This is a genomic window from Alkalihalophilus lindianensis (genome assembly GCF_032843265.1).
Classification (GTDB): domain Bacteria; phylum Bacillota; class Bacilli; order Bacillales; family Bacillaceae_D; genus Alkalihalophilus; species Alkalihalophilus lindianensis.
Genome location: NZ_JAWJBA010000002.1, coordinates 452,698 through 468,315, shown reverse-complemented (window position 1 = coordinate 468,315; position 15,618 = coordinate 452,698). Strand labels below are relative to the sequence as shown.

Genomic DNA, 15,618 nt, shown 5'->3' with positions numbered 1-15,618 from the left:
CGCACATAAGCCGGTGCACGGGTTGTGAGACTTGAGTTTCGCACATAAAAGAGTGTTCCGCACATATAAAAGCCCGCTCGCTCATAAAAAGAGTATTGCGCACATAAGAGCGGAAGAGTCGCTCTTAAACGAGAAATCGCGCACATATCAGAGTGCGTATAGCACATAAACTCATTATTCCGCACATAAATAAAACCTCTCTTCCATCTCAACAAAATTTGTAATTATTTTATCTGAAAAAGAAGGATTCATCCGAATCAGATCGAATAATAAGAATATTGAAAGGCAATCGAGTGTTTTCTCGCAACACCCCCGCAAGTATTAAACAATATTAGGAGGTCTTATTATGGTTTTAAAGCCCCGCAACACCCCCCTCACTCTGCACAGGCTTGAAGCGTTAATGAAACGCTTGTCCCCACATCATCCTAAACACGCCCTTATTGAAGATGAATATGCAAAACATGCAGCAGGTTATCGAGGAGAGCAACAGCTTGATTATTTCCTTGCTCCATTTACTCGAAAAAATCTCCACATTTTGCATGATATCCGCCTTGAACTCGATAATCGTTACTTTCAAATGGACACCCTCATCCTCACTCCGCAGTTCCTTCTCATCCTCGAAGTGAAAAATTTAGTTGGGTCGCTTACGTTTGATCATCAATTTCAACAACTTCTGAGAAAAGTTGATGAGAAAGAGGACGTATTTCCAGATCCGCTCATACAGGTAAAACGCCAAGAAAGTTTTCTGAGTGAATGGCTCACTCGTCAAAATTTCCCTTCCATCCCCATTACAACTCTTATTGTGATCGCCAATCCTAAAACGAAAATCCAAGCAAATGAACAGCATCAAGAAGCGATTAAAAAAATCACCCACGCTGCCAATGTCCCTAATAAACTTCTTCATTTACAACAGCACTATTCTCAACTTGCTTTATCAAATCAGTTATGCGAACAATTAGCTGGTTTACTCCTCAAGAACAATCAACCTTATGATCAACCGATTCTCCCTTTGTATCATTTGAAGAAAGAAGATCTTATTACAGGTGTCTATTGCCCTTATTGTCAAGCTCATCCTATGAACCGTCTCCATGGTCGCTGGGAATGCCCAGTCTGCAATGCCATTTCCCATAATGCTCATAAAAGCGCCATCCGTGACTATGCTTTACTCATTGATCCAACCACATCTAACTGTAAGCTTAGAACCTTCCTCCATCTCACCTCACGATTTACGACGAAAAGACTCCTTCAAAGTGTTCGTGCTACACAAACCGGCACTAATAAAGGGTCCACTTATGATTTGAGCAACCTTATAATCGCTCATAAAACCTCCGTACGCTCATAAATATTCAGATTCGCACCTAAAAATGAAATCCCGCACATAAATACGCCGACATCGCACATAAATAAAATAACTCGCACCTAAACACCTCATACACGCTCATAACATCAAAAAAACGCTCATATTTAATCTCACCACCGCCCATATGCTATAATAAACACAACCAAATCGCACCACAGAAAGGAAGATTAACCATGAGCAAACTAACGATTGAACAAATTAAAGAAATCATCCCGCACCGCTACCCGTTTCTACTAATTGACCGTATTGAGGAGATCACAGAAGGAGAGCGCGCAGTCGGAATTAAAAATGTCACGGCCAACGAAGAGTACTTTAACGGACACTTCCCTGACTATCCTGTTATGCCAGGCGTACTAATTATTGAAGCCCTCGCTCAAGTTGGAGCCGTTGCAATGCTTAAAAAAGAAGAAAACCGTGGCAAGCTTGCCTTCTTCGCTGGAATTGATAACTGTCGTTTCAAACGTCAAGTCGTACCAGGTGACCAGCTTAAGCTCGAAGTTGAAATAACTCGCCTTAAAGGACCGATCGGCAAAGGGCATGCTATTGCAACAGTAGACGGCGAAGTTGCAGTCGAAACTGACATTATGTTTGCCATCAAGAATTCATAACCCATTTTGGTAAAGGCCGTCCGTCCACTTACATAACGCGCTACACAATCTTCATTCGGCCTCAAGTCGGCTTGCAACGATTCACATCCACTGCAAGCCGGCAAAAATAAAAATAAAGCCTCAAACCACTGATGCATAAGTGTTTAACGTTGATTCGACATAATCCTCGTTTATGATAAACTGTGTGACACCTTGTGAAGATGCCTAGATCTTACCAAAAAAACCTGCAATCTATAGACGGTGGTGCATAAGCTTGGTAAGATACACACAGACTAACAGCAGGGCATTGTGAGTCACGCACTCAAAAACCAATAAGTTAGTCATATAAATAATCAGGGGGTATTATCAATGAAAAAATTTATGATGACAACAGCAGCAGCTGTATTATCTTTAAGTGTATTAGCAGCATGTGGCGAGCCAGCAGATGAGCAACAAGAGGATCCAGCAGTAGAAGATCCAGCAACTGAAGAGCCTGCAATGGATGAGCCAGCAGAAGATCCTGCTATGGAAGATGATATGGATGAAGAGCCAGCTCTAGACGAAGAGCCAGCTGATGAAGAATTGGATCTTGAAGAAGAAGACGAAGAAGCTACTAACTAATTTCTAGTCTGATTCTATGCAGAAACCTCGCTTAGGCGGGGTTTTTTTCTGTGCAATTTTTTCTCTCCCTCCAGAAATGATTTTGTCGAAAAATAATTGCGTTTTGACGAAAAAATTTAATAGGCAAATACAAAATCTAGGAGTATACTAATCTAGAAAATTAAATATGGAATTAGTGGAGGATGAAAGAATGAAGCGTCTATTATCAATGTTGGTGGCTGTTGCACTATTATTAACGGTTTTACCTGTTTCAACTTTTGCACTAGATGCAAATGACGCTAGCTTTAACAAGTTTTTACGAGGAATTGGATGGGACAAGCAAGACTATATCGACTACTTAGAGAGTAAAGATTGGTCCCTAGAAGATTTTGATGATGTTGAATGGTTAGGTACGCCACTATCTGAAAATTCAGTCACGAAGGTGTTACAGCAATATGATTTAACACGCGATGAATTGAACCAATTATTTATAGATCATGGTGATATAGAAGAAGGAGAAGATATTCTAGCTAGTGAATGGATTATCTTTGAAGAAGAATTAGAGTCCTACGTAGATTTTTACTTAAATGACGACTGGGGTACTCCTATCACAGAGGAAAATCTTCAAGAGTTATTAAACGAATACGGATTTGCTAATAAAGAAGAACTAGAGAGCTTCCTTAATGAATACGGGGAGTCAATCGAGGATTTTGAATACATTGAAGATCTAGACTGGACTATTTATTGGTATCTATACGAATATGATGATTTTGATTTGTACGATGATCTAGAAGGTCTTTTCTCGGAGATTGGTCTAACGAGTGACGAGCTAAAGAGATTGATTGATCACTTTATGTCTCTAGACCTTGAAAATCCTAATTTTCTTGATCGTCTAGAAGCTCTTAATGACCGTTTAATGGCCATTCCTGATTTTGAATCGGCATCAGAATTATCTGCTGAGGAGATTGCTGAGCTTCTATCAATCTTTGATGAAATGTTAGATCTTTTCCAACTAGATGTGAAGTATTATCTTGTGAAGGGTGATGAAAAGAAATCGATTTCGTTTGGGACATTAATGACAATGGACTCAACAAATGGATACGACCTTCTTATTGAACTTTATAATAAACAAGGGGAATTTTTAGCTGATATTTTGTTGACGGCAGACATGTTTGGATCAGATCTTATTAAGAACACAGGTGGAGACCTGAAGGAAGTTGAGAAGGCAATCGCGAAGCCTCAAGCTCAACCAAAAAAAGAAGTGGAGAAAGTAGCTACTGCTCCAGTTAAAACGGTTAAAGGTGGCAGACTTCCAGATACAGCAACTGATTACGCGAACAATATGTTATTTGGCTTAGGTGCATTACTTGCAGGTGTCATTTTGTTCCGTAGAAGAAAAGCTGTTATGAAATAAAGAAACCATGCACTGGAGGCAAGTTCTAATGAAACGTTTAATTATTTTAATGCTTTCTGTGGTTTTAATTGTCTCCGGGCTATGGTTTACAACCACAAATGGGTACAAGTTTATAAAGGGTTACCTACTCTTTAAGACCTCGGAAACCCAGCAAACCGTATTGGCCGAGCCTATTGAGCGAGACGAGGAGCCAGAAGCTGAGACACCAGAGGTCGAAACAAAAGAATCTGTTGCTCCTGATGATCTCTATCCGATAAGACCGACAAAAGGTGAACATATTGGTGAGCTTTTGATTCCGAGTTTAGAGGCAGAGTTGCCAATCTATCACGGGACTCATGAGGATGAATTAGAAAAAGGAGTGGGGCACTTTGAAGGAAGTGTTCTACCCGGTGAAAACGATAATTCAGTTCTCTCTGGGCACCGCGATACGGTATTTCGAAAATTGGGTGAGGTAGAAAAAGGTGAACTTCTTGTCGTTCGCACGAGTGCGGGAGAATTCACTTATAAAGTAAGAAGAATGCGCATCGTTGATAAAGAAGACCGCACAGTGATCGTGCCAAAGCCAAAAGCAACCTTAACGATTTCTACGTGCTATCCATTTGACTTTATCGGAGCAGCGCCAGATCGCTACATTATTATGGCAGACCTTGTCTCTGCTGAATATGCAAACTAATATGTAAAAGACCCTATCTTCCAGGTGGAAATAGGGTCTTTTTTAGCTCGTTTTTAAGGTCTGATACGTAATGATAAGCTTATCTAACTCCTCGCTGCACTTTAAAACTTCTTTTGAGTTCATCCCGAATCGAAGGGCTGAGTGATGTAGTTCTTCACGCTTAGACTCGATCACTAAAAGCAAGTTCTCTTTATTCATAGTTTTCACCCGTTATGGTTGATTTTTTGGCTGTTTTCTAAAAGAATATAAGTGTACTTATTAGTAGTTATTTCCTATTCTACTGGATTTTCCAAACGGTTACCACTGTTTTTACTTCATATTTTAAATTTGTTTTGTTTTTTTAGACAAGACAAAAGGTGATGACTGTTTAGTCATCACCTTGTTGAGCTTCTGATGTGAGAGGTAATTCGAGATGTTCTCTCAATTTGTTCGTGACTTGTTGGCGATCTTCCTCAGAAACAATGACGTAATAAATCCCGTCAATTCGTTCGTTTTCACCTGTCACAGCCATTTGCTCGACATTATGTCGTGCACTTCGGTAGTTCGATTGGATTTTCCACATCTCTGTTAGTGTCAAGTCCGTGCGCACAGAACTTCCAACTGTATCAAGAATCTCACCAGCTCTTGAGATAGAGGAAATGTCAGCTGCCTCTAAAATAACCGCTTCGACCACCTCACGCTGACGATCATTTCGCCCAAAGTCTCCTCTGGAATCTTCCTTTCTCATACGAGAGTAAGCTAATGCTTCTTCTCCGCTTAGAACCTGCTCTCCTTCAGGAAAGGTGTATCCACTCTGGCTAAAAGCAAAGTCATTATCGACTGTGACACCACCAATCGCATCAACAATTCCAATAAAGCCCTCCATATTAATGCTAACATAATGGTCGATTGGAATATCAAGAAAATGTTCCACTGTATCAATCGCCATTTTTACCCCGCCCCACGCGTAGGCATGATTGATCTTCTCCGTTGTCCCACGTCCGATTATTTCTGTACGGGTATCACGAGGAATGCTCAGCATTTTGATTGATTCTTTCTCAGGATTCACGGTTAGGACGATCATCGTATCCGAGCGTCCTTCGATTTCATCTCCAGTCGAGTCGACTCCCGCGAGTAAAAAGGACATTGGCTCACTTTGCTCGACATCGACTTTTTCTTCACGTTTTTCCGACTTCTCTTCCTCGCGCTCAATAGGCTCATAAATATTTTGAGCTGTTTCATTAACAGAGGCCCACAAATAAATTCCAAATCCCGTAATCGAGAGAAGAACGACCACTGCAATCGCTATGAATACTCGTTTCATCACGCATCCTGCTTTCTATAAGTTGTTGCCACTCATTATATAGGAAAAAAGAATGAGATGGAAACGGGAAATGGACGGCATGTAGAGACGACGGAGGTGATTTCCAGTATTTTGCTGCATTTGCTTAAATAAATTGGGGAGTTGCTAGAATGATTTCTAGGTTTGCAAGAATAAAAGAAGGAAATCACAAAAAGACATAGAAGGTGCTTAAATCCATCCCAAAAAGACCGTTGGACAGCAGCCTCAACGGTCTAAAATAACTGACCATTCACTAAACGATACAACACTTCTTCATCCGACCAATCACTAGCTACAGCACCGGCCTTCCCTCGTGCCTCCCCGAGTGTGCCAGAGTAATACAGCTGACCATCTTTTAATACACCGATTTCATCACATAAAAAAAGGACCTCGACGACATCATGCGTTGTATACATAATGGTTTTTCCTTCGTTCGCTAACTGTTTAATCAATTGATTGATCTCAAATTTCGATTGAAAGTCAATGCCAACAGTCGGTTCGTCCATTAGAAGGATGTCTGGGTCATGAAGGAGGGCGATAACGATGTTCAACTTTCGCTTCATTCCGCCAGATAACGTCTTTACTTTGTCATTTGCTCGATCACCAAGTCCGATCTTTTCTAAATGAGTAATTAGAGCTGATTTCGTGAGCTTTTTACTGGAAAAAGCACTCCAATAACGAACATTTTCAAATACCGTTACCTCCTCCCAAATCGATAACTCTTGAGGCACAAAGCCGATGAGTTCACGGATGGGTTTTGCTTGCTTTTTGATGTCATAACCAGCGATTGTCACGTTGCCACCCGAGGCGTCAGTTACCGTCGCTAATACTTTAAGGAGGGTTGATTTTCCAGAACCATTTGCGCCAAGGAGACCATATACTTGGCCTTTTTTGACGGATAAAGAAAGGCGATCAAGAGATTTCTTTTTGCCATACATTTTAGATACTTCATGCACCTCAATCATTTCAAGCCCTCCAATCGTTTAATAGCTAAAATAAGCATTCCGCAAGCGACAACTCCAGTCACAAGAAGGTTAAAGAGTGAAGCTGAATCATAATAAATCACCACGTGATGAGGAAGAAATGTTGAAGTTATGCGTAAACCTTCAGCTAGTTCATGAACGGGTATGAAACTTCCTCCTAAAAGGCTTAGGCCAACGACCATCATCATGCCGATAATATAATAACGAACAAGGTTACTACTCCAAGCAGCGAGCAAAAAGGAGATCGTCATACTCACGCATCCAAATAGGATCATACTAACGAATAAACTCACACTAGGCTCGACTTTATTTAAGTAGAGTAAAATAAAATAAGTAGCCAAAGTCTGCAACATAAAAAAGCTAACATACACCATGAGATGTACAACTAAATATTTTCTAATTCCTGCAAAAGTTGACCGAACGCGAGGGAGGATCAACCCTTTTTCACGGATCACCCAATCTGTCACGAGTATACTGATTAATAGTGTAAAAAAGGTCCACATCCCTAGATACGGGTTCAACCATTGTCCCGTCGTATTACTCGTCGCTCCATCACTTGAACCGTCTCTATAATTAATGGTAAGCAACGGTTCAGGTTCCCACTGGCTTTCACTGAAATCAAAGATTTCCTGCCAAACAACATCTTCTCCGGCTTCCAAAGGCAGCTCTAATAAACTCGATAAAACAAGGACGCGATCAGCAGCATTCACGCTACTAGTCAATCGCACTACCATGCTGGCGATGACCTCATTGACTATCCCAGTCGTCAAAGAGTGAGGGGAGGTCCACACCTCAATCGTCTCTCGCCGGTCCTCACGTTTTAACGCCGCTTCAAAGTCCTTCTTAATCACATAAACAGTATCGACTTCATGTCGCAAAAGCATATCCCGAGCTTCATCGCGATTGGTCGTGACAGCAGAGATCCGCTCTTGATTAGAAATATGATCGACAACAGCCCGTGAAAATACTTGGTCGTCTTCATCTACTACAGCAATCGGAATCGCGATCTCTTGTTGGCCTTTTTCAACTAATGTCCCAAATAATAACACCCCGCAAATAGGTACTAAAAAGAGTAATAGCAAGGTAGTCGGCTTGAAAAAAAGTTTATACAGAACCATATGTAAAAGCTTCATCAGACTATCTCGCTCCTTTTTGAACCAAAATACAGAATGCAACAAAAATCAAGGATGCCATAACGAAGATACCTAATGTCGATAAACCATTTGTAGCCCCTTGAAGAAGATCAATGGTTGCTCCAAGTGCCCAAAGGTTAATTGTCCATTCACTTAAGCTTCGTAACCAATCAGGGAAATAAAGGGTAGGAACAAAATGTCCACCTAGTATCGCTCCAATCAAAATGAACAACCAACTAATGATCTGCGCACCTTGCTCTGATCGAATCCACAAAGAAATTCCGTAAAAGAAGCTGCTAAATAAAAGAGCGAGAAGAACAATCCCACCCGCCAATAAGAACAAAGAGGCATGACCATCAGCTAGAAATATAGCTGGCAAGCCAACGGCAAGGCCCACTCCAGCAACGATCAACGAAGCACCAATTAAGGTTGAGCCTGCAAAATGCCAATCGTCCATTCCGCGCGTACGTAAACGATCAAAGGTTGTCGTATCAAATGCTTGGCGCAATAAAAGAACGATAAAAAAGCTCCACGTCATCATCGCCAAAACAAGAAAGGACCCGACATAATACATCATAATGTTTTCTTGAAATAACCCGCTGACTTGAACCTCATCAAATACATCAAGTCTCCCCAGCGCATCGAGCGAAAAGGTCACGATATTTCGTTGCAGCTCACCCTGTCGTACGTCAACTGCGACATCTTGCTCCACCAAAAAGTAGTGCACAGCGTTCACACCGCTTTGCGCGGCAGAGACATAATGAGTAGCAGCAGTGAGAAGTTGACGGATCAGCGCGGATTGCAGAGGCTGGCTGCTTTGCCCGATGACTGTGATGGGGGAGTTTACCCCTTGGCGAAGATCCTCGCTAAAGCCCTCAGGAATAATCACCAATGCATCAAGCGTCCCTCCAGAAAGCATATCTTGACCTTGTTCTTCAGTCGTTTCAATTGCCTCAATCACCTGTTCTACTTCTTCGTTATCAAATATCTGACCAATTGCCTGTTTCGTTTCAAATGTCTGATCCAAATCAACAACACCGACAGCCATTTTCTCTACCACCTCACTTGGTGTGAGCTGGTGAGAAACAACAAGGCCAATCGCTGAAAATAGAAGAAGAGGAGCAACAATAACTGTTACTCCTAACTTCCACTGCTTAATCCACATATTAAATTGAATAGTGAGTAAAGCGAGAATGTGCTTCATCCGACTCTCCTAGAATAAACCAAGCTCAAACATCAGTTGACCAAGGCGCATTTCCATATCTTCGGCAATTTGCATCATATCAAATTCAGTTAATTCCACCACATTGATGCCTGCGTCTCCATCTAGTGTTGGGAGCGAGACACTTTCAATGATCGTAGAATCCGACTCAAGTACAAAGGAAAGCGAGCCATTTTCAAATTGCTCATTTAGATCAATCGTGAAATCATATTTATAAGATGCTGCTTCATCCTTTAGATTGATATCCTTTTCTTGATTCAAAGTCCCTGTTAAAAGTGGTTCCATGCTTGAGATATCGTTTGACATAACCGCAAATGAACGCTCAACTTGCTGATCACCTGTACCTAATCCGAAAAATTCAGATTGCATCGACAGACTGAAAGGTTCTGATGTTGTACCGTATTCACTTAAAGAAACATTTAGGCTCATATCTTCTGTTCTCGAACCATCGCCTGCACCAATTATGTTCGTATAAGCCACGTTCAGTTCAGAATCTTGCTGACCTTCAGGTGCTAACGTAACGACGGTTGCACGGTCGACTTCATTGTTATCAAGCTTTACATTTCTCGTTTCGACAAAAAGGTTGCCAGCTTCATTTGTGTTTTCCATCGAAATCGCTGTATTTATTTGACGGCTAATAATAATGTTGCTGTTATCGACAAGGATCGTCGATGTAAATCCATTAGGGTATTGAAGGTTTTCTGCCTCTGCTTGCAGTTCTTCAAGTGCTTCTTTTATATCTGCTTGAAAGGTTTGAACATTAAATTCTTCTCCATCTAGGGCCAGTTCAAGTGTTTGTGCATCGGCAACCATTACAGCTCGTTCTGCGACTAATTGGTGAAGTTCATCATCAGCTGCTACGAATCCGAAAAACTCATTTGTAAACGCGGAAGCTTCTTCAGGTGAGAGCTCCAACACCAACTCACGTAAGCTTAAGTTTGTGCCGCTGTACTCATAATCAACTTTTCCGTTATCTACAAAGTACTCATCTTTCAATGAATCCATGAAGAAGGTTGAGTACCTTGATTGAAGATCCTCTTGTTCTGCTTCTGAGAGTTTAAGATCTTCCCAGCTGTATTGCACAGCTTCTAAGCTTTCTGGACCATCATAAAATGGGTCAAACATTCGCATGAATTCGCCATATTGATCAAGATTAATATAGAAGTACTCATCATAAAGGAATGGAATTTTCAGTCCAATTTGTTCGTTTGATTGGGCCATTTCCATTGTAAGAGCATCTGCTTGTTGAATGTTTAGACCAAGTTCATAAAAAGCTTGGTTTACAGTAGGGTCCATCTCTTGTGTCATCGTGATGGATGAAGAATTTAGAATTGATTGGATCATATCAAGTTCGGGGTCGTATGTAGCTGCTTCCATATTCAACATTCCGCTAAGTGTTACTTCAGAACGTGAAGGATTGGATAGTGTTAACTCATTAAATGCTAAATCCTCACCATACTTATCTTGAAATTCATCAGAAAGCTGTTCGAACGTTTTGTATTCTGCATACAAGAAACGTTGCTTATCACTCATAAATATTCCCATTCCAAACGCAAGCGCTACAAAGCCAATTAATAGCACGGCAACAGAAGAAGCAATGATGATCATTTTCTTTTTTGACTTCTTAGGTGGCTCTGTTTCACTGGGCGTGCGGTGTTCCGGCTCCTCATATTCTAATGCTACAGCTGCTGCAGTCTCATCGACCTCGGTACCGCATGATGGACATACCGACGTACCTTGCTTCAGGGCTGCTCCACAATTTTTACATACCACTGGCAATCTCTCCTTTAACGATAGAATGAATAGAATGAAAACCTAGCCTCAACAAAAATATCTACTTTTCCATGAAACTGGTAACAAACACACTTAATCATAAGCCGAAATTACTTCCAATTCCATTAATTCGACAATAAAAGACAAATATCCCAACGAAATAGGTCTAAAGACTTGTCTATATATGTCGGGTTATCTATCTTTTAAGGCTTGATCAAGTTTCCGTCTTATCTTCTCGACGTTCGACGGAAAGAGGATATAATTATGCTTCTTCGTTTTTATCACAATTCGATCTAGAGCCCACTTGCAGTCACAATACGAATCGCCGAGGCATCTACTCCACCATACGTCTCATCGAGCGAAACATCTAGAATATCGGAAACGGGAATCTCTACTTGAGTAAACTGCCATTTGATCACGATAGACTCATTAACTTTCTTTACAGAAATTCCAAACATCGTAAAAACACCAACTTTCACCAATTTGTGAGTTTACTTAGTTACGATGAAAGAAGATTGGTTTCATATTCTTCCTATTGGCTTCTTACGTAAAAGCATCATTCTATAGTAAAATAGAAAGAGCTTGTCATAGGGGGTACACATAAGATGAAGAAATTTTTAATTGCTACATGTGTAGGAGCATTTTTACTCGTTGCTTGCTCTGATAATGAAGAACAAACAGAGGTTGTAAACGAAGAACAAGACATAGAAGAGGCTGAAACAGAAGCTGAAGTAGGCGAGCCGGTTGATAGCACAGAGTATGTCGAAGGTGGTGCACCACTCACAGCTAACATCGAACAAGAAGAAGGGGTGCTTGGTGCACAAGTCTTTGTTGATGGTGACACAGCAGTTGGCTCTCTAATGTTAGATGATAACGTGGAAGAAGAACGAGTCGAGCAGCTGGCAGAAATGTTTGCCGAAGAAATTAAAGAGGCACATGAAGATAAAGCAGCAAATGTTCAAGTTGTACAAAACAGTGAACTCGTAGCAGATATTACGATTGAATAGTAGAGAGATGCGATTAGTCATGAAGACTGATCGCATTTTTGGTGAGAGAGGAATTTGCGGAGAGGAATAGGAGCGAGTTTGGAATGTCCATATTTTTGCTGCGTTTGTCGGAATATGATGTGGTTTCGTCGGAATAAAGCTCTAATTTGACGGAATCAGAAGCCATTCCGTCGGAAAACGACATCATTTCGTCGGAATAAGATCATCAACTATTAAATTTAGTTTCAAATAAAGGAAAAATGCTTATTTTGTCGAAGTTCATACTACTTTAAAAAGAAAAGGAGCCTCAAATGATCGCAAAACCTCGCAAAATCCCTGTTCACATCGCCAAATTAGAAGCACTTCTCCGCAGAATGCCTTCCCACCACCCGAAACGACCTCAAATCGAAGCCGACTTAGCGAAAAGGAGAGCTGGTTATAAAGGGGAGAGCGCTCTAGATTATCACCTCAGCTTCCTACCGCACAAAGAATACGTCATTTTCCACGATCTAAGACTACAAAGTGGTGATTACTACTTCCAAATCGACACCCTTATCCTCACTCCAAACTATATTCTCCTTATTGAGGTCAAACATCTTTTCGGTACGTTAACATTTGAGCCGGAATTTCAGCAGTTAGTTCGTTCAACCGCTGATGCTGAAGACGTCTTTCCTGACCCAATCATTCAGGTGAAAAGACAAGCATCGCAACTAAAAGAGTTGCTCAAAGATCATAAGTTTCCAGATATCCCAATCGAAACCATCGTTGTTATCACAAATTCGCTTAGCCGGATTACAACCTCACAAACAACTGACTACCTAAGAAGATACATCATCCGAGATACCGTACTCGTAAGTCGCATCTTAAAGCTAACCACTCAACATCACACACTAATCTACCCTCCAAAATTGATTAAAAAAGCCATCAGAATTCTGAACAAATCCCATTCCCCGACTACATTTGATCCACTCATTTCCTACAACCTTCAAGAAGAAGATTTAGTAAAAGGAGTTCATTGTCCAAAGTGTTTTGCTATACCTATGCGGAGGCTTCATGGTAAGTGGCTATGCACTTTTTGCTACCACCAATCAGGAATGGCACATATTCATAGCTTAATCGACTATGAAGTTTTAATTAAAAACTCAATTACGAACAAACAGGCATGCAAATTTCTAAGGGTTCATCCACCACTTGCAAAAAGGTTGCTTACTTCATTACATTTTCCTCAAATAGGAGCTACCAAATCACGAGTTTATCTAATAAACATAGATCAATTATATGAAGCAGCCCAAAAAGAAGACTCCGACTGAGATGGGAGTCTTCTTTTTATCATTAGTAATTGGAAATGAGTTAGGAAGAGGAGTAATTCGACGAAATTATGTCGAAATTCGCATCCAAAATTAGAAATTCCGACGAAGTCAACTAATAATTCGACGAAACGACCTCATAATCAGGCAAGTGCCTCCATTTATCTGGAAATGGGCTCCTCCTTCTCCTTCTCCTTCTCTACTTCCAAACTCGCCGCCGGTCCAAAAAACTCATAATGGACACGCTCATCACTAACACCAAGCTCCGCTAAATGCTGTTTGATCGCTTTCATAAACGGCACTGGTCCGCAGAAGTAGTAATCCGCATCGTCCCCGGCTTCAGCCAAAGCACCACGCAGCCAGCCAAGCTCAATCAATCCTTGAAGGTCATACTTGCTACGCGCAATATCGTCCTCAGTAGGTTCAGCCAAACAAACATAACTGTTCACATTTTTATGAGTTGCAGCCACTTCTGCGACATGTTCGCCAAATGCTTGCACCGAACCGTTTTGCGCTGCATGGATAAAGGTGACTTTACGGGCTGGTTGCTCATATACAATTGTATTTAACATGCTCATCATTGGTGTTACGCCAACGCCGCCACTAAGGAGCACCACTGGCTTTTCGCTGCTTGTATCTAATACGAAATCTCCAGCTGGCGCACTTAACTCAAGCTTGTCGCCTTCTTCCATTTTTTCATGTAAATACGTGGAGACAACCCCGTCATTCTCATGCTTGACGCTAATGCGGTAATAGTCATTTCCTGATGCGTCAGATAGACTGTATTGACGTAAGTGAGTATGCTCGAGGCCTTCTGGCTGCACTCTTACCGTTACGTATTGCCCTGCTTCGTAAGTCGCAATCTCTCCGCCATCAAAAGGTTGTAAATAGAAGGATGTAATCACATCGCTTTCCACTACTTTTTTCGCGATCACAAATTCTCTAAAGTCAGCCCAGCCGCCCACTTGAGATTCAGCTTCCTCATACATTTCCTTCTCAACCCCGATAAAGGCATCAGCTATGACACCATATGCTTCGCCCCACGCGTTAAGAATTTCATCGGTTGCGGCATCTTCAAGTACTTCCTTCATTGCTTCCAGTAGAGTCTCCCCAACAATCGGATAATGCTCAGCCTTTACGCCTAAACTTCTATGCTTGTGCCCGATTTGCTTAACAACAGGTAAGATCGCTTCTAGTTGATCGATATGAACAGCAGCTGCATACACAGAGTTAGCTAGAGCCGTTTGCTGACGCCCTTGTTTTTGATTGGCATGATTGAATATATTTAATAGTTCAGGATGACGTTCAAATAACAATTGATAAAAACGAGTTGTAATCTTTGTGCCATGGACTTCCAATACCGGAACCGTAGACTTTATAATAGAGATAGTTTCTTTAGATAACATCTTCACTCGCCCCTTTTCGTTTCTGATCTTTACACTTATGAGTATAGTGGGGAGCGACATCTTAAGGTGTGATTTAAATCACATATGTTGTGTCTAATTGGTGAAGGAGAGGATCTGTGTGTTGAACACTGATACGATTAAAGAATTGTTAATACGTTTTCCATTGTTTAAGCGGCTTGATGACGAAGCGCTTAATCAAATTGTTGATATTTCAATCCATCGTGAGTGGGGAAAAGGCAGCCATCTGTTTATGCAAGGCGAGCCGATCGAAAATGTTTATTTTATCTACAGCGGCCGTATTAAAATTTATAAAGCCGATAGTCGAGGACGCGAACAAATTGTCGCGATCTTAAAAGAAGGGGAGATGTTCCCACATGTCGGTTTCTTCCGTAAAGGAGGCTACCCGGCTTTCTCGCAAGTGCTTGAGCAAGCCGAGCTTGTCGTCATTCCGATTCGTGACTTTGAAAACATTTTAAGAAGCAATCCAGAACTGTGCATTCAAGTATTCAACGTCTTAGGGGAAAAAATCGTCGACTTACAAGACCGCCTCCAGGCTCAAATTTTGAACAATACATATGAACAAGTGATCAAACTCTTAATTCGTCTAGGCGAAACGAATGGATGTAAGCAAGATGATGGTACAACGGTGATTAAGTCCGACTACACAAACCAGCAACTAGCCAATATGATCGGCACAACACGGGAAACCGTCAACCGAACGTTAACCAAACTGAAAAAAGAAGGACTACTACTCAATCATAGCGAGGCGAGGTTTTGCTTTGTATATGAAGAGATGGAAGGAAAGTTAGACGGGGAGTGAACGCACTCCTCCTCCCTAATAGTTTCAAAGAAC

At 41.2% G+C, this 15,618-nt stretch carries 17 protein-coding genes; 8 read left to right on the top strand and 9 right to left on the bottom strand.

All coding sequences use genetic code 11. From position 1 onward, the window contains the following. Positions 1-346 precede the first annotated feature (346 nt). The 5 genes from RYX56_RS08920 (at position 347) to srtD (ending at position 4,634) form a co-directional block, all read left to right on the top strand. Positions 347-1,342, top strand: coding sequence for a nuclease-related domain-containing protein (locus tag RYX56_RS08920; protein WP_317121717.1), 996 nt, complete (start codon positions 347-349; stop codon positions 1,340-1,342). 191 nt (positions 1,343-1,533) lie between these two features. Then, on the top strand, positions 1,534-1,968 hold the full coding sequence (gene fabZ, locus RYX56_RS08915) for a 3-hydroxyacyl-ACP dehydratase FabZ (RefSeq protein ID WP_047972779.1): 435 nt from the start codon (positions 1,534-1,536) through the stop codon (positions 1,966-1,968). Positions 1,969-2,316: 348 nt separating this feature from the next. Next, complete coding sequence (locus RYX56_RS08910; protein WP_317121716.1) at positions 2,317-2,568, top strand: DNA primase; 252 nt, start codon at positions 2,317-2,319, stop codon at positions 2,566-2,568. A gap of 190 nt (positions 2,569-2,758) precedes the next feature. Further along, positions 2,759-3,961, top strand: coding sequence for a processed acidic surface protein (locus RYX56_RS08905; protein ID WP_317121715.1), 1,203 nt, complete (start codon positions 2,759-2,761; stop codon positions 3,959-3,961). A gap of 28 nt (positions 3,962-3,989) precedes the next feature. Next, the gene (srtD, locus tag RYX56_RS08900) at positions 3,990-4,634 is read left to right on the top strand and encodes a class D sortase, LPxTATN-specific (RefSeq protein WP_317121714.1); all 645 of its coding nucleotides are present in this window, start codon (positions 3,990-3,992) and stop codon (positions 4,632-4,634) included. Positions 4,635-4,676: 42 nt separating this feature from the next. Here srtD and RYX56_RS08895 read toward each other — a convergent pair whose 3' ends face one another. The 8 genes from RYX56_RS08895 to RYX56_RS08865 all read right to left on the bottom strand — a co-directional run bounded on the left by RYX56_RS08895 (position 4,677) and on the right by RYX56_RS08865 (position 11,524). After that, the gene (locus RYX56_RS08895) at positions 4,677-4,832 is read right to left on the bottom strand and encodes a Spo0E family sporulation regulatory protein-aspartic acid phosphatase (protein ID WP_317121713.1); all 156 of its coding nucleotides are present in this window, start codon (positions 4,830-4,832) and stop codon (positions 4,677-4,679) included. A gap of 169 nt (positions 4,833-5,001) precedes the next feature. After that, positions 5,002-5,937: an LCP family glycopolymer transferase gene (locus tag RYX56_RS08890; protein WP_317121712.1), complete on the bottom strand. Its 936-nt coding sequence runs from the start codon at positions 5,935-5,937 to the stop codon at positions 5,002-5,004. Positions 5,938-6,188: 251 nt separating this feature from the next. After that, entirely contained in the window at positions 6,189-6,920 is a 732-nt protein-coding gene (locus RYX56_RS08885; protein ID WP_317121711.1) for an ABC transporter ATP-binding protein, read from the bottom strand. Beyond that, positions 6,917-8,071, bottom strand: a complete 1,155-nt coding sequence (locus tag RYX56_RS08880; protein ID WP_317121710.1) for an ABC transporter permease — start codon at positions 8,069-8,071, stop codon at positions 6,917-6,919. The genes RYX56_RS08885 and RYX56_RS08880 overlap by 4 nt, the downstream gene beginning before the upstream one ends. Before the next feature lie 4 nt (positions 8,072-8,075). Further along, positions 8,076-9,275 (bottom strand): ABC transporter permease, encoded by a 1,200-nt coding sequence (locus RYX56_RS08875; RefSeq protein ID WP_317121709.1) that lies wholly within the window; start codon positions 9,273-9,275, stop codon positions 8,076-8,078. Positions 9,276-9,284: 9 nt separating this feature from the next. Further along, on the bottom strand, positions 9,285-11,066 hold the full coding sequence (locus RYX56_RS08870; protein ID WP_317121708.1) for a DUF6583 family protein: 1,782 nt from the start codon (positions 11,064-11,066) through the stop codon (positions 9,285-9,287). Between the two features lie 192 nt (positions 11,067-11,258). Further along, positions 11,259-11,351 (bottom strand): hypothetical protein, encoded by a 93-nt coding sequence (locus RYX56_RS26230; RefSeq protein ID WP_439108473.1) that lies wholly within the window; start codon positions 11,349-11,351, stop codon positions 11,259-11,261. 8 nt (positions 11,352-11,359) lie between these two features. Then, the gene (locus tag RYX56_RS08865; protein WP_317121707.1) at positions 11,360-11,524 is read right to left on the bottom strand and encodes a SunI/YnzG family protein; all 165 of its coding nucleotides are present in this window, start codon (positions 11,522-11,524) and stop codon (positions 11,360-11,362) included. A 147-nt stretch (positions 11,525-11,671) separates the two neighbouring features. Here RYX56_RS08865 and RYX56_RS08860 point away from each other — a divergent pair, with 147 nt between their 5' ends. Continuing rightward, on the top strand, positions 11,672-12,073 hold the full coding sequence (locus RYX56_RS08860) for a hypothetical protein (RefSeq protein WP_317121706.1): 402 nt from the start codon (positions 11,672-11,674) through the stop codon (positions 12,071-12,073). Between the two features lie 290 nt (positions 12,074-12,363). Next, entirely contained in the window at positions 12,364-13,362 is a 999-nt protein-coding gene (locus tag RYX56_RS08855; RefSeq protein ID WP_317121705.1) for a nuclease-related domain-containing protein, read from the top strand. A gap of 158 nt (positions 13,363-13,520) precedes the next feature. On the opposite strand, the gene hmpA is transcribed toward RYX56_RS08855, so the two are convergent. Further along, positions 13,521-14,765: an NO-inducible flavohemoprotein gene (gene hmpA / locus RYX56_RS08850; protein WP_317121704.1), complete on the bottom strand. Its 1,245-nt coding sequence runs from the start codon at positions 14,763-14,765 to the stop codon at positions 13,521-13,523. Between the two features lie 121 nt (positions 14,766-14,886). Here hmpA and RYX56_RS08845 point away from each other — a divergent pair, with 121 nt between their 5' ends. Beyond that, positions 14,887-15,585 carry a Crp/Fnr family transcriptional regulator gene (locus RYX56_RS08845; protein ID WP_317121939.1) on the top strand — a complete coding sequence of 233 codons (699 nt, stop codon included), beginning with the start codon at positions 14,887-14,889 and terminating at the stop codon, positions 15,583-15,585. The last annotated feature ends 33 nt before the right edge of the window (positions 15,586-15,618 follow it).